General features: G+C 61.7%; 17 protein-coding genes. 7 read left to right on the top strand and 10 right to left on the bottom strand.

Annotated features, from left to right (window positions below; translation table 11 throughout):
• The first annotated feature begins 187 nt into the window (after nt 1-187).
• Both AC07TV_RS14065 and AC07TV_RS14060 read left to right on the top strand, forming a co-directional pair.
• The gene (locus AC07TV_RS14065; RefSeq protein ID WP_494649000.1) at nt 188-499 is read left to right on the top strand and encodes a hypothetical protein; all 312 of its coding nucleotides are present in this window, start codon (nt 188-190) and stop codon (nt 497-499) included.
• Nucleotides 500-535: 36 nt separating this feature from the next.
• A complete protein-coding gene (locus AC07TV_RS14060; protein WP_494648999.1) occupies nt 536-2,005 on the top strand; it encodes a DegQ family serine endoprotease in 1,470 nt (489 codons plus the stop codon).
• A 65-nt stretch (nt 2,006-2,070) separates the two neighbouring features.
• On the opposite strand, the gene AC07TV_RS14055 is transcribed toward AC07TV_RS14060, so the two are convergent.
• Nucleotides 2,071-2,481 (bottom strand): carboxypeptidase-like regulatory domain-containing protein, encoded by a 411-nt coding sequence (locus AC07TV_RS14055; RefSeq protein WP_494648998.1) that lies wholly within the window; start codon nt 2,479-2,481, stop codon nt 2,071-2,073.
• 224 nt (nt 2,482-2,705) lie between these two features.
• Here AC07TV_RS14055 and AC07TV_RS14050 point away from each other — a divergent pair, with 224 nt between their 5' ends.
• Both AC07TV_RS14050 and AC07TV_RS14045 read left to right on the top strand, forming a co-directional pair.
• A complete protein-coding gene (locus AC07TV_RS14050) occupies nt 2,706-2,888 on the top strand; it encodes a hypothetical protein (RefSeq protein ID WP_494648997.1) in 183 nt (60 codons plus the stop codon).
• Between the two features lie 430 nt (nt 2,889-3,318).
• Nucleotides 3,319-3,966 carry a PEP-CTERM sorting domain-containing protein gene (locus AC07TV_RS14045; protein WP_494648996.1) on the top strand — a complete coding sequence of 216 codons (648 nt, stop codon included), beginning with the start codon at nt 3,319-3,321 and terminating at the stop codon, nt 3,964-3,966.
• A 229-nt stretch (nt 3,967-4,195) separates the two neighbouring features.
• Here the strand turns inward: AC07TV_RS14045 and AC07TV_RS14040 are convergent, their stop codons facing one another.
• From AC07TV_RS14040 to AC07TV_RS14020, 5 genes are all read right to left on the bottom strand, one after another.
• Nucleotides 4,196-4,891 (bottom strand): UPF0149 family protein, encoded by a 696-nt coding sequence (locus AC07TV_RS14040; RefSeq protein ID WP_494648995.1) that lies wholly within the window; start codon nt 4,889-4,891, stop codon nt 4,196-4,198.
• A gap of 72 nt (nt 4,892-4,963) precedes the next feature.
• Complete coding sequence (locus AC07TV_RS14035; RefSeq protein WP_494648994.1) at nt 4,964-5,563, bottom strand: nucleotidyltransferase family protein; 600 nt, start codon at nt 5,561-5,563, stop codon at nt 4,964-4,966.
• Nucleotides 5,560-6,555 (bottom strand): XdhC family protein, encoded by a 996-nt coding sequence (locus AC07TV_RS14030; RefSeq protein WP_494648993.1) that lies wholly within the window; start codon nt 6,553-6,555, stop codon nt 5,560-5,562. Before AC07TV_RS14030 ends, AC07TV_RS14035 begins: the two co-directional genes overlap by 4 nt.
• Before the next feature lies 1 nt (nt 6,556).
• Nucleotides 6,557-8,755 (bottom strand): xanthine dehydrogenase family protein molybdopterin-binding subunit, encoded by a 2,199-nt coding sequence (locus tag AC07TV_RS14025; protein WP_494648992.1) that lies wholly within the window; start codon nt 8,753-8,755, stop codon nt 6,557-6,559.
• A gap of 11 nt (nt 8,756-8,766) precedes the next feature.
• Nucleotides 8,767-9,225 (bottom strand): (2Fe-2S)-binding protein, encoded by a 459-nt coding sequence (locus AC07TV_RS14020; protein ID WP_494648991.1) that lies wholly within the window; start codon nt 9,223-9,225, stop codon nt 8,767-8,769.
• Between the two features lie 177 nt (nt 9,226-9,402).
• On the opposite strand from AC07TV_RS14020, the gene AC07TV_RS14015 reads away from it, so the two are divergent.
• Entirely contained in the window at nt 9,403-10,356 is a 954-nt protein-coding gene (locus AC07TV_RS14015; protein WP_494648990.1) for an AraC family transcriptional regulator, read from the top strand.
• Nucleotides 10,357-10,405: 49 nt separating this feature from the next.
• Nucleotides 10,406-10,804, top strand: coding sequence for a peptide-methionine (R)-S-oxide reductase MsrB (msrB, locus tag AC07TV_RS14010; protein WP_494648989.1), 399 nt, complete (start codon nt 10,406-10,408; stop codon nt 10,802-10,804).
• A 53-nt stretch (nt 10,805-10,857) separates the two neighbouring features.
• Here msrB and AC07TV_RS14005 read toward each other — a convergent pair whose 3' ends face one another.
• From AC07TV_RS14005 to AC07TV_RS13995, 3 genes are all read right to left on the bottom strand, one after another.
• The gene (locus AC07TV_RS14005) at nt 10,858-13,053 is read right to left on the bottom strand and encodes an OsmC domain/YcaO domain-containing protein (RefSeq protein ID WP_494648988.1); all 2,196 of its coding nucleotides are present in this window, start codon (nt 13,051-13,053) and stop codon (nt 10,858-10,860) included.
• Between the two features lie 145 nt (nt 13,054-13,198).
• Nucleotides 13,199-13,765 carry a DNA-3-methyladenine glycosylase I gene (locus tag AC07TV_RS14000; protein ID WP_494648987.1) on the bottom strand — a complete coding sequence of 189 codons (567 nt, stop codon included), beginning with the start codon at nt 13,763-13,765 and terminating at the stop codon, nt 13,199-13,201.
• 91 nt (nt 13,766-13,856) lie between these two features.
• Nucleotides 13,857-14,675 (bottom strand): AraC family transcriptional regulator, encoded by an 819-nt coding sequence (locus AC07TV_RS13995; RefSeq protein ID WP_494648986.1) that lies wholly within the window; start codon nt 14,673-14,675, stop codon nt 13,857-13,859.
• A gap of 88 nt (nt 14,676-14,763) precedes the next feature.
• Here AC07TV_RS13995 and AC07TV_RS13990 point away from each other — a divergent pair, with 88 nt between their 5' ends.
• The gene (locus AC07TV_RS13990; protein WP_494648985.1) at nt 14,764-15,972 is read left to right on the top strand and encodes an MFS transporter; all 1,209 of its coding nucleotides are present in this window, start codon (nt 14,764-14,766) and stop codon (nt 15,970-15,972) included.
• 680 nt (nt 15,973-16,652) lie between these two features.
• Here AC07TV_RS13990 and AC07TV_RS13985 read toward each other — a convergent pair.
• On the bottom strand, nt 16,653-17,462 hold the full coding sequence (locus AC07TV_RS13985; protein WP_494648984.1) for a radical SAM protein: 810 nt from the start codon (nt 17,460-17,462) through the stop codon (nt 16,653-16,655).
• Between the last annotated feature and the right edge of the window lie 53 nt (nt 17,463-17,515).

The following is a 17,515-nucleotide window of genomic DNA, read 5'->3' as shown; positions in this document are numbered from 1 at the left end:
CAATCGATCGCATATCAGGCCCGCTTTCCGGCCCGCTGCCGGTTTCAATTTTGGCCGTTTTTTCCGGTTGACCGTGGCATCCGGCGCTCTGTAAAAATTTGATACAAATCGTCGCAAAAACACCCATCGAAAAAAGTCCGATCGGGGCAAAACTGCGGGTCTACTGATTTTGCAAAAGGAGTGACCGATGCAGACTGATCCCCATTGGCAAGAACAGACCCTTGCCCGCTTCATACTGGCCTCTCGCCAGCACCTCGGCCTCATGCAGGCCACTGCCGGCCTGGAACCGCCCCGCCGCATCGCCGGATCGACCCGCAAGCTGTTGCGCTCGCTGGTCGTCGCCAGTTCCCTCGGCGCCTTGTTCGGCGCCCCGGCATTCGCCAGCGAGGCCAGCCGCGAACCTGCCAAGCGCAGCCCGAACGAACACGGCACCCGCCTCAAAGCGGACGACCATGCGGCCCACGCGAACCGGCTCTCCCTCTACGGCCGAAAGCGCTGATCAACATTCCCCAAACCCACTCAACAAGAGGATCCCATGAAACGTAACTCACTGAAGATGACCGTCGCTGCCGTCGCCGTCACGGCAGCCCTCGGCGGCGCCTATTCGCTTGGCCAGAACGTGCCTTTTGGCCATGCCAACGCCGCCACCCAGCCGACCGCAGCAGCAGTTGCCGCCCCGGCCATCAGCGTCGCCATCCCGAACGGCCTGCCCGACATGCGCAGCATCGTCGCCAGCAACGCCCCGGCCGTGGTCAATATCAGCGTCACCGGCACGCGCAAGACGGCAGCCAATATGCCCGACCTCCAGCAGATGGATCCGAACGACCCGTTCTTCCAGTTCTTCCGCCACTTCCGCGGCCAGATGCCGGAAAGCCGGCAGCCGATGCAGGGCCTCGGTTCGGGCTTCATCGTCACGGCCGACGGCACGGTGCTGACCAACGCGCACGTCGTCGATGGCGCCGAGGAAGTCACCGTCAAGCTCAACGACAAACGCGAATTCAAGGCCAAGGTGCTCGGCCTCGACAAGGCTAGCGACGTCGCCGTGCTGAAGCTCGACGCCAAAAACCTGCCAACGGTGAGGATCGGCACCTCGCTGCAAACCCAGGTCGGCGATTGGGTGCTCGCCATCGGCTCGCCCTACGGCTTTGAAAGCAGCGCCAGCGCCGGCATCGTCTCGGCCAAGTCGCGCAACCTGCCGGACGGCAGCTACGTGCCCTTCATCCAGACCGACGTCGCGGTCAATCCCGGCAATTCCGGCGGCCCGCTGTTCAACATGAATGGCGAAGTAATCGGCATCAACTCGCAGATTTACTCGCGCAGCGGCGGCTACCAGGGTCTCTCCTTCGCCATCCCGATCGAAGTGGCGATGAATGCCGAGAAGCAGATCGTCGCCCACGGCAAGGTCCAGCGCGGCAAGCTCGGCGTCAGCATCCAGGAAGTCAATCAGTCGCTGGCCGACACCTTTGGCCTCGCCAAGCCGGCCGGCGCGCTGGTCGCCTCCGTCGAAAAAGGCAGCCCGGCTGCCAAGGGCGGGCTGGAGCCGGGTGACGTCATTCTCGGCTTCGATGGCAAAACCATCGAAGCCGCCGGCGAACTGCCTGCCGCGGTCGCCACCAAGATGCCCGGCGAAACGGCCCGCCTGCGAGTCTGGCGCAAGGGCGAAACGCGCAACATCGACGTCAAAGTCGGCAGCTTCGGCGAGGAAAAAGTGGCTTCAAGCGAAGCCCAGTCCCCCGACAAAGGCCGCCTCGGCGTCGCCGTCCGCCCGCTGACCCCGGAAGAACAGCGCCAGGCAGAAGTCAAAGGCGGCCTGCTCGTCGAACAATCCGGCGGCCCCGCCGGCCGCGCCGGCATCCGCCCGGGCGACATCATCGTTTCGGTCAATGGCCAGCCGATCGGCGACATCGACCAGCTACGCGGCATCATCGCCAAATCCGGCAAGAAAGCCGCCATCCTGATCGAACGCGGCGATTCACGGATATTCGTGCCGGTTGATCTGGGCTAAACGTCAATAAGGCCGTTCATCTGAACGGCCTTTTTTCACGCCGGGAACCCCTTGCAAAGTCGCCGTTACCAGCGAAAAACACCTTCAGATCTGCGCTTGTCGGTGATCGACAGCTTTCTTTGCTGCTCCTGACCGTTCATCGAAACCTTGATCACATAGCTTCCCGGCGGCAACCGGGCGAGCAGGAACGGTCCCGCCGAATTGGCTTCAAGAACCTTCTCGCCCTTGGCATTGAGCACGACCACATCAACGCTCCCGAGATAGGAGCCATCGCGTTCGGCAAAAAGAAGCCTCAGATTGAAATCCCCTTCACGCAAGCGGATTTCCTCCCGCTCCTCGTCACCGATACCACCACTGACATAGGTGACATTCCCAAAATGTTTTTCGACAAGCGTCGAAGCATCACCTTGTGCCAACACCTGCGAAGGAAGCAAACAGGCGAGCAGCAGATACACGATAAAAAAGAGTTTTGTCATGACACGCACCTTTCCATTCGAACCCACAGTTCAAGCGTAGCCTGCTGCGGCAATTCGTCAAATATTATCCCGGAGACCGACGGCTTTATTGACGATGCGAAATGGCAGTCGATAGGCAACAAAATTGGCCGGATCCATCGCCATCAAGCTGCCACGGTAAAATACCCGTAATAAATAACTGTTAGAGTCTGTGCCTCTGGAGACAAAGACAACACGGATTTCAAATGACAAACAAAATTGAAGAACTTCGCCAGAAGGCGATTCAGCTGTGCGCCGAGCACGGCGTGACGGTGCGCTCCTATGGGCAAGCCTGGTGGTTGGTCGGCAACGGAATAAATCGCGTCGTAGCCGAACTGGCTGGACTCTGCCGCACCGACATCACCCCGCTGACCATCGCCGAGCGCTAGGCGTGGCGCAAGAGCAGCCGCAACAAACCCCAATCACGCCAAACCCTTCAGCACCTAGCCAGGATTGGCACGCCATGCGACTTGCCCAAGCCCAACAACAAAGCGGCGATCTCTAATCGGGATTTTCGTGCGGCAACCGGGATATCTTCGGGAACTTAGAATTGGTCACAACAAAGCAGCCAGCATTTCTAACCGCAGAATGCCAGCGAGTGGCTATGGTGTGCTCTTTGCTGTCAGCCTTCGATGCCGTTCCAACGGCAGGAATACAGCGGTAGCGGACCGGTCGGCTCAACCTAGAATTTAGCCCATTCAGACTATTGCTCCGCCAACAATGGAAATGAGAGCATTAATCAATAGGCATTAGCCTGATTACCATTTGGCTGGACTGTACTTCACAAGAACTGCGCAAATTGCACCCGGAGAACCCGAGATGAAATTGACTCACTACCCTGCATACCTTTTCTGCACGATCCTTGGCGTATTGTCCGGCCAGGCAAGTGCCGCTGTGATTGACTTCAATTCCCTGGCAACGACGACTACCAGCCCAATTGTTACGGTTGGCCAACCCTATGTCGAAGACGGTTTCAGCCTGATCACCCGTTCCGGCGTATCTTTTACCTACGGGGGCGGTACGATCCATGCCACCACCGACAAGAACGCCAACTGGACCGGCACCCCAGGCGTCTATTCGGACTACGTCTACCAGTACGGCAGCGCCTTCGTATTGGAACGGGTCGGCGGAGGCACATTCGATCTGGTGAGTATGGATGCGGCGTCTTTTTATACCGGCGGGGCAGGCAACTACTTTAGTGTCTATGGATACCGGGCTGCAGGTGGTTACGTCAATCAGAATTTCACACTGGATGGCACCACCAATACCTTGGAAACACTGACCTTCAACGACAGCTTCAAGGGCCTTAACAAGATTATCTTCAGCTCGGTGTACGCCCAGGTTGACAACATCAATCTGAGCGTCGCAGCAGTCCCCGAACCCGAAACCTACGCCATGCTGTTGGCAGGCCTTGGTTTGATCGCGGGTATTGCAAGCCGTAAACGCAATAACAACGCATCGGCCTGACAGCCCTTTCAGGCTATACACAAGCGGGGGCTGCGGCTCCCGTTTTGCTTTATTGCTCGGCAGCCTCGGAGAAACTCAGATGTCTTTATTCAGTTGCTGATGTAGCCCAAAAGCTTGGGGGCTTCTTCTTCGCAGAATACAGAAACCATCTTCTCAAAAGAGCCCAAAGCCCCTTTCGGGGCTCTTTGCAGTACAGCTACTGCCGGAAAATCAGCCAGCAAGGGGCTGATCAGTTCAACTTTTCCGGGCTGCCGCAGCACTGCTTGAATTTCTTGCCGCTGCCGCAGGGGCAAGGGTCATTGCGGCCGGCTTTGTCGCCTTCACGCTGGACGGTGCCGCCCGTCCGCTTGTTGCGCCAGAAGTTGTACAGGGTCTGGACGATGACCGGCAGATTTTCCTGGATGTCGGCGATCAGGCGCGCTTCTTCGGCTGGAGGGAACCAGCGTTCGCCGCTTTTTTCGGCATCTTCCTTGAGCATGCCGTTGAGCACGAACATGGGTTCGAGCAGTTCTGACAGGTCGTCGGCATGTTTGCCAGCCATTTCGTACCAGTCACCGGCCAGACCGGCGCCGAAGACGTAGGAATCGGCCCAGGCTTCGTAGTCATATTCGGTGCAGGCTTCGTCGAGCGGATAGAGCACCGGGGCAATCGTTTCATCGGCCAACAGCGCGGCGGCGAGGTCGTTGTTCAGACGCATGAGCAGTTCGAGTGCGGCTTCGACGTCCGGGTTGCCGCCGGCTTCGAGACCCTTGCCGAGGGCTTCGGTCAGCCAGATGGCGGGAGGCACCGGCTCGGGTGCGCTGACAACGGCGCACAGCATGGCCTGGATTTCGTCGAGGCGCATGGCCTCGCCCTGGAAAACGTCGGATTCGAGCAGTTCTTCAAGCCGGTCAAGATCGGCATCGGTCAGGGGTGTTGGGTTCATCGCGTTGGTCCTCGGCAATTGCAGAATGATAGCCCAGAACCGCCCTGCCCGCAGCCTCTGGCTGCCATCTGGCTATCCGGAAAGTGCACCAGCCGGACTGCCCAAAGCTTCGATTTGGACCGGCACATCGACATCCTTGAGCACGCCGGGATCGTCGACCGGGCAGAGCACCAGCGCAGCTGGATCGGCCTCGAGAATGGCCTTGCCCCCCTGGTCGCCGGTCAGCGCCAGTAGCTTGTCGAGATGAACCGCGGCGAAGGCGACCGGATGACCAGGACGTCCATTGTGGATTGGCCGGGCCAGCGCTGCCCCACCCAGCATGGCGTGAAGGACTGCGTGATAGCTGGCTGACTGGATGTAAGGCATGTCGGCCAGCGCGACCAGCCAGCGGGCGGCATCGGCGGTTGAGGCGACGCCGCTGGACAGGCTGTGGCCCATACCCTGCTGCGCCTCTGCGCAAACAACGATTTCCAGCCCCTCCTCCGCAAGAAGGCTGGCTAGCACCGTATCGTCGGGCCGGATAACAACGATGGTGCGGGCACAAACGACGGCCAGATTCCGCGCCGAGGCGATCGCCATCGGCGTGCCGTCGGGCAATGGATGCAGCCGCTTGTCGGCGCCGAAACGCCGGCTGCTGCCCGCCGCCAAAAGAATGCCGACGATCGGCCTCATTCGACCCGACAGGCGTAGGGATCGGGGACTTCCACGGTGAACCGGAAATTTTGCCCATTTTTCAAAGCCGTCATTTCGGCCAGGATGGAAACAGCGATTTCGGGCGGCGTCCGGCTGCCGATGGGCAGGCCGACCGGGCCGTGCAGACGGTCGACTTCGGCCTGCGACAAATCGAAATACTGCAGCAGTCGCTCGCGGCGTTTACTGTTATTGGCCTGCGAACCAAGCGCGCCGACGTAGAAGGCTGGCGACTTGAGGGCTTCGAGCAGGGCCATGTCGTCGAGCTTGGGGTCGTGGGTCAGCGCCACCACGGCGCTGCGCGGATCGAGGCTGAGTTCGGTCACCGCATCATCGGGCATCGCGGCGATGCGCTCGGTGCCGGGCACATCCCAGCCGTCGGCATACTCGCTGCGCGGGTCGCAGATATAAACGCGGTAGCCGAGGGCCTGCGCCATGGTCGCCAGGTAGCGCGATATCTGCCCGGCGCCGATGATCAGCAGTCGCCACGCCGGGCCGTGCAGGGTAACCAGCATCTGGCCGTCCCACTGCTGGCTGTCGCCGGCGCTGCCGCCTTGAAGGCTGACTACACCGGTTGCCAAATCCACCCGGCGCGTGACCAGTTGGCCGGTGCCGATGCGCTGGGCGAGATGTTCGAGCAGGCCCACATCGGGTGCCGGTTCGAGCACCAGTTCCAGCGTGCCGCCGCAAGGCAGGCCGAAGCGATGCGCCTCGTCGGCCGTCACCCCGTAGCGCAGCAGGCGCGGCGCGCTGCCCGTGAACTCGCCGGAGGCGGCGCGGCGAATCAGATCATCCTCGATGCAGCCGCCGGAAACCGAACCCTGCACCTGCCCGTCGTCGCGCTGGATCATCCAGGCACCCGGCGGCCGCGGGGCGGAACCCCAGGTCCGGGCGACGGTGATCAGCGCGAAGCGATGCCCGGCCGCCGCCCATTTTCGGGCGGCGTCGAGTACCTGCATATCCAGGCTGTCCATCTCAGGCCACCAATTCGGCGGTGTTAAACGGCATCTTGTGCAGGAACTTGCCGGTCGCGGCAGCGATGGCATTGGCCACGGCCGGCGCCAGCGGCGGCACGCCGGGTTCGCCGATGCCGGTCGGGGCGGCGGTTGAGGGCATGATGTGCACCTCGACCACCGGCATGTCGCCAATGCGCAGCAGCGGATAGCCATCGAAGTTGCCCTGCTCGACACGCCCGTCCTTGAGCGTGATTTCACCGCTCATGGCAGCAGTCAGGGCAAAGCCAACCGCCCCTTCGACCTGCGAACGGATGTTGTCCGGGTTGATCGCCGTGCCGCAATCGACCGCACAAATGACGCGGTCGACCTTGATCGAACCGTCTTTTTTGACCGTCACTTCGGCCACCTGAGCGACAAAGGAGTTGAATGACTCATGCACCGCCACGCCGCGCCCACGACGCTCGCCGGCGGCTGCCTTGAGTGGCGTTCCCCAGTTAGCCTTGTCGGATGCCAGCTTGAGCACCCCGGCGTGTTTCGGGTGCTCGGTCAGCAGTTCGAGGCGCAGTGCGACCGGGTCCTTGCCCATCGCAGCGGCAACCTGATCGAGGAAAACCTCAGTCGAGTAGGCTGTATGCGACGAACCGACCGAGCGCCACCAGAGTACCGGCACGCCGATATTGGTCGGCGTATGCAGATCAACCAGCAGATTGGGAATCGCATACGGCAGATTCGAAGCGCCTTCGACCGAAACGTGGTCGATGCCGTCCTTGATCATCATCGACGCGAAAGGCGATCCCGCCATGATCGACTGTCCGACCAGTCGGTGATGCCAGCCGACCAGCTTGCCGCTACCATCGAGCGCCGCTTCCAGCGCGTGATGGAAGAGCGGCCGGTAGTAACCGCCGCGCATGTCATCCTCGCGCATCCAGACCAGCTTGACGGGCGCCTTGCCATTGATCGCCTTGACGATCTGCGCCGCCTCCAGCACGTAATCCGACTGGGTACAGGCCCGCCGCCCGAAACTGCCGCCGGCGTAGAGCATGTTGAGTTTGACCTGCTCGGGCTTGAGGCCGAACAGCGCCGCCACCCGGCCCTGATCGACGGTCTGGAACTGCTCGCCATTCCACACTTCGCAGCCATCGGCCTTGAGCTGGACGACACAGTTCATCGGCTCCATCGCGGCATGGGCGAGGTAGGGAAAATCGAAGGATGCGCTGACCACTTTGGCGGCGCCGGCAAAGGTTTTCGCCGTGTCGCCAGTCTGCTTGGCGACCAGACCCGGCTTCTTGGCCATTTCCTTGTACTGGGCCAGGATTTCATCGCTGCCCAGCTTGAAGGCATTGCTGTCGTCCCAACTGACTGACAGCGCATCACGCCCCTTCTTTGCGCTCCACGTGTCGGTGGCCAGCACAGCAACGCCCTGCGGAATCTGTACCACATCGACGACACCCTTGATCGCCTTGGCCTTGGTCGCATCGAAGGACTTCACCGTAGCGCCGAACTGCGGCGGATGGGCGACCACGGCGACCAGCATGCCGGGCAGGAAAACGTCCTGCGTAAATTGGGCCGTACCGTTGGTCTTGGCCGCACTGTCCTTGCGCTTGGCCTGCTTGCCGATCAGGCGAAAATCCTTGGGGTCCTTGAGTTTGGCCTCGGTCGGCACGGTTTCCCTGGCGGCATCGAGCGCCAGTTCGCCAAAGCTGGCTTTACGGCCGCTGGCGGCATGGCTGACGATGCCGTCGCGCACGACGATCTCCGCTGCGCCGACATTCCAGCGCTTGGCCGCGGCCGAAACCAGCATGGCCCGCCCGCTTGCCCCGGCCTTGCGCATCTGGTCCCAGGAATTGGCCATCGCCGTGCTGCCGCCGGTGCCCTGCGCCGGGCCCCAGAAGGTGTTGTTGTAGCGCTTGGCATCCGCCGCGGCGCCTTCTACGCGCACGTGCTTCCAGTCGGCATCGAGTTCGTCGGCCAGAATCGTGGCCAGCCCGGTGTAGGTACCCTGCCCCATTTCGAGGTGCTTGGACATGACGGTCACGCTGTTGTCGGCGCCGATACGCAAAAAGGCGTTCGGCTCGAAAGTGGCCGTGCTGGCTGCGACAACGCCCGACTTTCCGGCGGCCCCGGCAGCCATCACCGGCAGGCAAAAACCCAGCGTCAGGCCGGCGCTACCTTGCAGGAAACGGCGGCGGCTGAGGTTTTCAATGATGATTTCGCTCATGATCTATCTCCTCAGGCCAGCGCTTGGGCGGCTTCGTGGATGGCAGCGCGGACGCGCACATAGGTCGCGCAGCGGCACAGATTGCCCGACATGGCGGTATCGATGTCGGCATCGGTCGGCTTGCGATTCTGGCTGAGCAGCGCCACGGCACTCATGATCTGGCCGGACTGACAGTAGCCGCACTGCACGACATCGAGCTTGCGCCAGGCTTCCTGGACGACCTTGCCGACGCGCTCGCTATCGACCGCCTCGATGGTCCTGATCTTGCGCCCAACCACCGCCGAGACCGGCGTCGAACAGGCGCGCACCGGGGTGCCATCGACATGCACCGTACAGGCGCCGCACAGTGCCTGGCCGCAGCCATATTTCGTCCCGGTCATCTGCAGCGTGTCGCGCAGCGCCCAAAGCAGCGGCGTATCGGGCGCCACATCGAGTTGATGCGCCTTGCCGTTAATAGTCAGTTTGATCATCTGCATACTCCTCGTCGGAAGGGGATCAGCAGCCATCCCGTGGCTGCTGTTTGTGCGAATAGTGTGGGCGAGGCAAGGCGGCAAGCGATAACCCAATCGTGCAGACTTATTGCCTGATCCTCCAGAACATGTCCGCAGCCTCTCGCCGGCCAGCGCCAAAACCGCTACTCTCCGGTCATGGATACTGCCGTTCTGACCACGCCTCGCCCAAATGATTCCAACGCCATGGAAAACGCCGATCTGGCGCGCCAGCGCACAGAGCTGGCCGCCATCATCGACCGTCACTGCCAGGCGGACGGCGGTGTCGACACGGCCATTCCCAACCTCAAGCTTTTCCGTGGATCGAACACCGAGGTGCCCAACTGCGCCATCATGACCTCGGTGTTCGCGATGATGGCCCAGGGCGCCAAGCGCATCACGGTCGGCGACGACACCTACGACTACGATGCCCGCCATTACCTCATTTCATCGGTCGATCTTCCGATTTTTGCGCGCATCACGCAGGCCTCAATCACCGAGCCCTACCTTGGTCTGGGGCTCGCCATCGACCCGCTCAAGATCAACGAGCTGACTGCGGCCATGCCCAAAAATCGCGCATTTGAAGGCGTTGACCGTGGCATTGCGGTCGGCCAGCTCAGTGTCGACATCCAGAACACCGCCCTGCGCCTGGCCCGATTGCTCGATACGCCAGCCGACATCCCGGTGCTCGCCCCGATCATCGAGCGCGAACTGCTCTACCGCCTGCTCGCCGGCCCCCTCGGTTCACGCCTGCGCCAGGCCGCCGCCAGCGGCAGCCACAGCCACCAGATCGTCCGCGCCATCGACTGGCTGAAAACCAACCTCGACCAACCGCTCAGCATCGAACGGCTGGCCAGCCTGGCCAACATGAGCCGCTCGTCGCTGCACCATCATTTCAAGGCGCTGACGGCAATGACACCGCTGCAATACCAGAAGCAGCTGCGCCTGCAGGAGGCCCGCCGCCTGATGCTGGTCAACGACACCGATGCCGCGTCCGCCGCGCATCACGTCGGCTACGAAAGCCCCTCGCAATTCAACCGCGAATATCGCCGCATGTTCGGCGCCCCGCCGGGCCGCGATGTCGCCCAGTTTCGCCAAAGCCAGACGACCTGAACCTGCGCCTGCCACGCTGGTCAGACTTGGTCATCACAAGGAAAAAAACATGCCGAAAATCGAAAAAACCGACGCCGAATGGCGTGCCCAGCTCGACGAAACCGAGTACCGCGTCACCCGCCAGAAAGGCACCGAACGCGCCTTCACCGGCAAATACTGGGACACCCACGAAGACGGCACCTACCACTGCATCTGCTGCGGCGCCCCGCTCTTCCGCTCGGAAGCCAAGTTCGATTCCGGCTGCGGCTGGCCGAGCTTCCACACACCGAACGATGAAAAACTGATCGACGAACACGTCGACCGCAGCGTCGGCATGATCCGCACCGAAGTCACCTGCCACGACTGCGGCGCCCATCTCGGCCACGTCTTCGACGACGGCCCGGCGCCGACGGGGCAGCGCTACTGCATCAATTCGGCATCCTTGAAGCTGGAGAAGGACGGGGCGTAAGAAGCAGCCGAGGTTTGCCCTCTGAGCGCAACGCGGCTTGGGCTGACCTTGGATTACCGGGCAGAATTGCCCCGCGCCATGTGCAGTTTTTTGTAGCTGTCGATCAGGCGCTGGTGCCTGTCGAGCCCTTCCAGTTTCGTGCTCGTTGGCGTCAAGCCGAAGAAGCGCACGCTGCCGTCCACTGACCCGATCACCGCGTCCATCCGCGGGTCGCCAAACATGCGGCGGAAATTGACCACGTAATCGTCCAGTTCCAGTTCGTCGTCGAGCAGCACCTCGAGCACCACGTTCAAGGCCTGATAAAACAAACCGCGCTCGACCGTGTTTTCGTTGTATTGCAGGAAAGTGCCCACCAGTTCGTGCGCTGCTTCAAATTGCTGCAAGGCCAGATTGATCAGCAGCTTCAACTCCAGAATGGTCAGCTGGCCCCAGGCCGTATTCTCGTCAAACTCGACGCCGATCAGGGTGATGATGTCGGTGTAATCATCGAGCTCACTGTCTTCCAGGCGTTCAAGCAAGGCCGCCAGGCCGGCATCGTCGAGTTGATGCAGGTTCAGGATATCGGCGCGGAAGGCCAGCGCCTTGTTGGTGTTGTCCCAGATCAGGTCTTCCACCGGGTAGATTTCCGAATAACCCGGCACCAGGATGCGGCAGGCCGTGGCGCCAAGCTGGTCATAGACCGCCATGTACGCTTCCTTGCCCATGTCTTCGAGAATGCCGAACAAGGCGGCGGCTTCGTCGGCATTGGAGTTTTCGCCGTGGCCGGAGAAATCCCACTCAACGAATTCGTAATCGGACTTGGCGCTGAAAAAGCGCCACGACACCACGCCGCTGGAGTCGATGAAATGCTCGACAAAGTTGTTCGGCTCAGTGACGGCATTGCTTTCGAAGGTCGGCCGGGGCAGATCGTTGAGGCCTTCGAAGCTGCGCCCCTGCAGCAGCTCGGTCAGACTGCGTTCCAGCGCCACTTCCAAGCTGGGGTGGGCGCCGAAAGACGCAAACACGCCGCCCGTGCGCGGGTTCATCAGGGTGACGCACATCACCGGAAACTCTCCACCCAGCGACGCATCCTTCACCAGCGCCGGGAAGCCCTGATTTTCGAGTTCCTCGATGCCGGCCAAGATGCCGGGGTATTTCGCCAGCACGTCCTGCGGCACATCGGGCAGCGCGATCTCACCTTCGAGGATTTCGCGTTTGACCGCCCGCTCGAAAATTTCCGACAGGCATTGCACCTGCGCTTCGGCCAGCGTGTTGCCAGCGCTCATGCCGTTGCTCAGGAATAGGTTGTCGATCAGGTTGGTCGGAAAATACACCATCTCGCCGTCCGACTGGCGCACATAGGGCAGCGTGCAGATGCCGCGCTCAGTGTTGCCGGAGTTGGTGTCGTAGAGGTGCGAAGCGCGCAGATCACCATCCGGGTTGTAGATCTCCCGGCAGTATTCATCGAGCATCCCGGTCGGCAACGCATCCTTGCGGCCCGGTTTGAACCAGCGCTCGTTCGGGTAATGCACGAAGGCCGCGTTGGCAATCTCTTCGCCCCAGAACTGGTCGTTGTAGAAGTGATTGCAATTCGCCCGCTCGATGAACTCGCCCAGCGCCGAGGCCAGCGCGCTTTCCTTGGTGGCGCCCTTGCCGTTGGTAAAGCACATCGGCGAGTGCGCATCGCGGATATGAAGTGACCAGACGTTGGGCACCAGGTTGCGCCACGAGGCGATCTCGATTTTCATGCCCAAGCCCGCCAGAATGCCGGACATGTTGGCGATAGTCTGCTCAAGCGGCAGATCCTTGCCGGCAATATAGGTGCTTGCCTCTGAGTCGGAATTCAGCGTCAGCAAGGCCTGCGCATCGGCATCGAGATTTTCCACCTCCTCGATTACAAACTCGGGCCCGGTCTGCACCACCTTCTTTACGGTACACCGGTCGATGGAACGCAAAATGCCCTGCCGGTCCTTTTCAGAAATATCCGCCGGCAACTCGACCTGGATCTTGAAAATCTGCTGGTAGCGGTTTTCCGGATCGACAATATTGTTTTGCGACAGGCGGATGTTCTCGGTAGGAATGTTGCGCGTGTCGCAGTACAGCTTCACAAAATAAGCCGCACACAAAGCCGACGAAGCCAGAAAGTAATCGAACGGCCCCGGCGCTGAGCCATCGCCCTTGTAGCGGATAGGCTGGTCGGCGATGACCGTGAAGTCGTCGAACTTGGCTTCAAGACGAAGCTTGTCGAGAAAGTTGACCTTGATTTCCATGCGGGGCTTCCAAAATAGCGTTCAAAACAAATTGGCCGCCATTATCCGGTTTTCACGGTGAGAAAACCGCGCTTCTGAGCAGTCTGAGGCTCGGGGGTATTGGTGCCGACAACAGCATGCATAGCCGCGACGAGCGTTGCAAAAATCAGCGCCCCTGCACTTCCTCATAGCGCGGGCAACTGATCAAATGATCATTTACCATCCCCGTTGCCTGCATGAAAGCGTAGCAAATCGTCGAGCCGACGAATTTGAAGCCGGCGCGAGCCAAGGCTTTGCTCAGGGCATCGGATTGCGCGGTTTTGGCGGGGACTTCGGCCAGCGATGTCCGGGCGTTTTGCAGCGGCGTCCCGCCGACGAAAGACCACAGGAAATCGCTGAACGATTGGCCGCCGGCGGTCAGCGCCAGATAGGCCTTGGCGTTCTGGATGGTCGCGGCGATCTTGGCGCGGTTGCGGATGATGCCGGGGTCGGCCAGCAGGGCGGCGACTTTTTGTTCGTCGTAGTGGGCGATCTTGTGCGGGTCGAAGTTGTCGAATACCTGCCGGTAGTGCGCGCGTTTCTTGAGCACGGTGGCCCAGGACAAGCCGGCCTGGGCGCCTTCGAGGATCAGCAGTTCGAACAGGGCGCGGTCGTCGCGCAGCGGCAGGCCCCATTCGGTATCGTGGTACTCGCGGTAGAGGTCGAATCCTTCGCACCAGGGGCAGCGTTCCATCGTCTTGCATCCGTCAGTGAAAGACGCAGTGTAGCTGTGTCCGCCACACGCCGACAGTTTCAGGCGGGCAGCAGCAGCTTCGATCTCCTGGTCAGTCGTCCAGCTCGACTGCGGGCGGCGTACTGCGTTCCTGCATGAAGCGCCCCGGCGGCACGCCGAAGGCGCGCTTGAACATGGCCGAGAAGGCGGCCTGGCTGGCGTAGCCCAGTTCCGCCGCGACTTCGCCGTACGGGCGGCCGCGGCCAATCAGGTCGAGCGCCCGGGCCAGGCGCAATTGCTGGCGCCAGGCGCCGAAGCTCAATTTCAGTTCGCTGACAAAGAGGCGGGCCAAAGTCCGCTCGCTGGCGCCGACGCGGGCCGCCCACTCAGCCAGCGACAGCGCGGAGGCGGGATCGTCGATCAGCGCCTGACACAAGGCTTGCAGGCGCCGGTCCTGCGGCATCGGCAAACCAAGCGAAAGCGGCGGTGCGCGGCGGATTTCGGTGAGCAACAATGCCGTCACCTGACGCTGGCGCAACGACGCATCCTGGCCGTCGCCGTCAGCCTCGCTGAGTGCCTCGAAAAGCGCCCGCATCAGGTCGGAAACCTCGATCACCGAACAGGCATCGAGCGGCAGCGGGGCCACTTCGGGAGCGATATAAACGGTGCGGAATTCGACTTCACCGAGCATGAGCAGATCGTGCTGGATATGCGGCGGAATCCACACGGCGCGCAAAGCGGGCACCAGCCAGGTCATGCCGGCCGCCGAAATGCGGATGCCGCCGCGCAGCGGATAGGCCAGCTGCGCCCAGTCGTGGCGGTGCGGCGGCACATAAACATCGGCCGGCGGGCAACGCAGATTGACCGTCATCGGCAACTCGGCGGTGGGGGCGCGGCGGGGTAAGGGATCGAAGCAAAGGTCTGTCTGCATTGCGATAATTTTTGTCCGAATATCGCGTCGCGGTCAAGCACTCGCAAAGCTAGACTGCAATCCTTAACGTTTTACTCGGACTTTATCCATGACGGCCGCCACCCTGCCCGCGCCCCAGCGCAACGACATTGAAGTGATCACCCTGATCGGCTTCGTGCATGGCGTTTCGCACTTTTTCCACCTGCTGCTGCCGCCGCTTTTTCCGTGGCTGATGCAGGACTTCGACCTCAGTTTTACCGGCATCGGCATGACGATGACCGTGTTTTTCATCGTCTCCGGCATCGGCCAGGCGATGGCCGGCTTTCTCGTCGACCGCTTCGGCGCGGCGCGGGTACTTGGCGGCGGCATCAGCTGCTTTGCGCTGGCCGGCGTCGTGCTGCATTTCGCCACCGGCTACCCGATGCTGATCGCCACCGCCGCGCTGGCCGGCCTCGGCAACAGCGTCTTTCACCCGGCTGATTTCACTGTGCTCAACCACCGCGTGTCGCAGGCCCGGCTCGGCCACGCTTTCTCGGTGCATGGCCTGTCCGGCAATCTCGGCTGGGCCGCTGCACCGGTCTTCATGACCGGCGTCGCCACGGCCTATGGCTGGCGCAATGCGGCGCTCGGCGCCAGCCTCGTCGCCCTCGTTGCCCTCGCCCTGCTCTTCTGGCGCCGGGAAACTATCAACGAGGCGCACGACCATCGCGCAGCAAAAAGCGACGAAGCGAGATCGCCGACCTTCGCCTTTCTCGGCTCGCGCGCCGTCTGGCTGTGCTTCCTCTTTTTCCTGCTCATCACGGCCGCCTTCGGCGCCATCCAGAACTTTTCCAGCCCGATATTGCAGGCGCTCTACGGCCTGTCGCTGACGACGGCCGCGCTGGCCCTGTCGACCTATCTGGTCGGTGGCGCCGCCGGCATCATCCTCGGCGGCTTTCTCGCCCAGAAGAACGCCCACGACTACCTGATCGCCGGCGCCCTCGGCATCGCCGCCCTGCTTGCCGTTCTGCTCGCCAGCGGCATCCCGCCGGGCTGGGCCATCCTGCCGCTGATGGGCGGCATCGGCTTCTGCACCGGCATCGCCGGGCCGTCGAGGGATCTGCTGGTACGTCGCGCTGCCACGGCGCGCTTTGGGAAATCCGCTTACGGGCGGGTTTATGGGTTTGTCTATTCCGGGCTGGATCTTGGGCTGGCGATGGCGCCGGTTATTTTTGGCGGGATGATGGATGGGCGGCGGTTTGGGGAGGTGTTGATTGGCATTGCCGTTTTGCAGACGTTGGCGATTTTTAGTGCATTGCGGGTTGGGAAGGCGGTTTAGGCGAATGCCACGGTCAACCGGAAAATTTGGCTAAAAATGGAATGTGTTTATTTGGGGGGCTTGGTCGGAGACTGAAGCCGGCCGCTTCGATTGGCTTGGGGTTCCGCCTTGCTGGCGGGCGTACTTTCTTCTTGCTTCGCCAAGAAGAAAGTAGCCAAAGAAGAAGGCGACCCTGGGTCGGTGCCGGCTGCGCCGGTTCCCTGCGCTACTCGTCTGACGCGGGGGCTGCGCAACTCGGGCTTCGCCCTCAAACAGTGCTCGCCCTTTTCCCGCGCCAGCCTGCGTTGCTCGGCACCTCCCAAGGGGCCCGGAAACCAACCCCCTCCCGGCCTCCCCCTGTCAGGGGGAGGAGAGAGGCGTCCACGAACGACCAGCGGATTTCATTTTTGGCCGTTTTTTCCGGTTGACCGTAGGAATCATTTTTTTCCGGCAAACCGGTTGCCCGTGGACGCCTTTCGGGTCCCCATGAGAGGCGCTGAGCAACGCAGGCGGGCCGGGGGCCTTCGGCGAGGACTGTTTGAGGGCGTAGCCCGAGTTCCGCAGCCGCCCGGCCTGCCGAGTAGCGCAAGGAACCCCGAAGGGGCGCCGACCCTGGGGTCGCCTTTTCTTTGGCTACTTTCTTTTGGCGAAGCAAAAGAAAGTACGCCCGCCAGCAAGGCGGAACCCCAAGCCAATCGAAGCTACAACCCCCTAGCCCAGGCCGGCCGCAACCGCGCCGCATCAGGCGAGGCAATCGCCATCCGAACCTGCGCCAACAACCGTTCCTTATCAGCGCCCAGCGTCCCCTTCAACACGAGCCAGTTCGACGCATGGTCGCTGCGAAACACCGTCCGCTTGAGCTCCAGCAAACCAAGAAACCGCTCCATCTCAACAAACAGCTCATGCTGATCAAGCGGTTCCCACCCCGGAAATCCGGCCCGGAACCGTTCCTCGCCCTGCGGAAAACTGACCACCAGCGTCGCCAGATATTCCGGCTGCGTGGCGTTGGCCAACCGCGCCGAATTTTCGGCGTGCTGCAACGACAAAGCCTTGCCACCCAGCCCGTTCAGAATCATCACCGAACGCGTAATGCCGGCCGCGCCCAGCTTGTCGAGCGCGTCGCGCGTGGTGTCGAAGGTTTCACCCTTGTCGACAGCTGCCAGCACCTGATCGTCGCCCGACTCGGCGCCGACATAGACCATTTTCAGGCCGGCCGCCGCCAGTTCGTCGATTTCCGCCTGCGACTTCTTGCGCAGATTGCGCGGCAGGCAATACGACGAAATGCGCCGAACGGCCGGCAGGTGCGTACGGATAGCTTCGAGAATATTGATCAGGCGCCGGGTTGGCAGCACCAGCGCATCGCCATCGGCGAGGAAGACGCGGCGGATTTCACCACCATACCGCTGGCCGGTCAGCCGGATGCTTTCCAGGACTTCGTCTTCGCTGCGCGCCAGGAATTTCTTCTGCGGCGCCGTGTACATCTGTAGGCTATATTGTATAAAACCCATCATAATTTATGAGTACGTGAGTAAAACCAATCCATACTGGACTGTTAACTATCATG

Source organism: Azonexus sp. GW821-FHT04F04 (assembly GCF_059420025.1).
Note: the sequence above shows the minus strand (reverse complement) of the source record. Positions and strands in the feature narration are given on the sequence as shown.

Coding starts and splice junctions, on each gene's coding strand:
- AC07TV_RS14065 (WP_494649000.1), top strand. CDS start 188: ATGCAGACTGATCCCCATTGGCAAGAACAGACCCTTGCCCGCTTCATA.
- AC07TV_RS14060 (WP_494648999.1), top strand. CDS start 536: ATGAAACGTAACTCACTGAAGATGACCGTCGCTGCCGTCGCCGTCACG.
- AC07TV_RS14055 (WP_494648998.1), bottom strand. CDS start 2,481: ATGACAAAACTCTTTTTTATCGTGTATCTGCTGCTCGCCTGTTTGCTT.
- AC07TV_RS14050 (WP_494648997.1), top strand. CDS start 2,706: ATGACAAACAAAATTGAAGAACTTCGCCAGAAGGCGATTCAGCTGTGC.
- AC07TV_RS14045 (WP_494648996.1), top strand. CDS start 3,319: ATGAAATTGACTCACTACCCTGCATACCTTTTCTGCACGATCCTTGGC.
- AC07TV_RS14040 (WP_494648995.1), bottom strand. CDS start 4,891: ATGAACCCAACACCCCTGACCGATGCCGATCTTGACCGGCTTGAAGAA.
- AC07TV_RS14035 (WP_494648994.1), bottom strand. CDS start 5,563: ATGAGGCCGATCGTCGGCATTCTTTTGGCGGCGGGCAGCAGCCGGCGT.
- AC07TV_RS14030 (WP_494648993.1), bottom strand. CDS start 6,555: ATGGACAGCCTGGATATGCAGGTACTCGACGCCGCCCGAAAATGGGCG.
- AC07TV_RS14025 (WP_494648992.1), bottom strand. CDS start 8,755: ATGAGCGAAATCATCATTGAAAACCTCAGCCGCCGCCGTTTCCTGCAA.
- AC07TV_RS14020 (WP_494648991.1), bottom strand. CDS start 9,225: ATGATCAAACTGACTATTAACGGCAAGGCGCATCAACTCGATGTGGCG.
- AC07TV_RS14015 (WP_494648990.1), top strand. CDS start 9,403: ATGGATACTGCCGTTCTGACCACGCCTCGCCCAAATGATTCCAACGCC.
- msrB (WP_494648989.1), top strand. CDS start 10,406: ATGCCGAAAATCGAAAAAACCGACGCCGAATGGCGTGCCCAGCTCGAC.
- AC07TV_RS14005 (WP_494648988.1), bottom strand. CDS start 13,053: ATGGAAATCAAGGTCAACTTTCTCGACAAGCTTCGTCTTGAAGCCAAG.
- AC07TV_RS14000 (WP_494648987.1), bottom strand. CDS start 13,765: ATGGAACGCTGCCCCTGGTGCGAAGGATTCGACCTCTACCGCGAGTAC.
- AC07TV_RS13995 (WP_494648986.1), bottom strand. CDS start 14,675: ATGCAGACAGACCTTTGCTTCGATCCCTTACCCCGCCGCGCCCCCACC.
- AC07TV_RS13990 (WP_494648985.1), top strand. CDS start 14,764: ATGACGGCCGCCACCCTGCCCGCGCCCCAGCGCAACGACATTGAAGTG.
- AC07TV_RS13985 (WP_494648984.1), bottom strand. CDS start 17,462: ATGATGGGTTTTATACAATATAGCCTACAGATGTACACGGCGCCGCAG.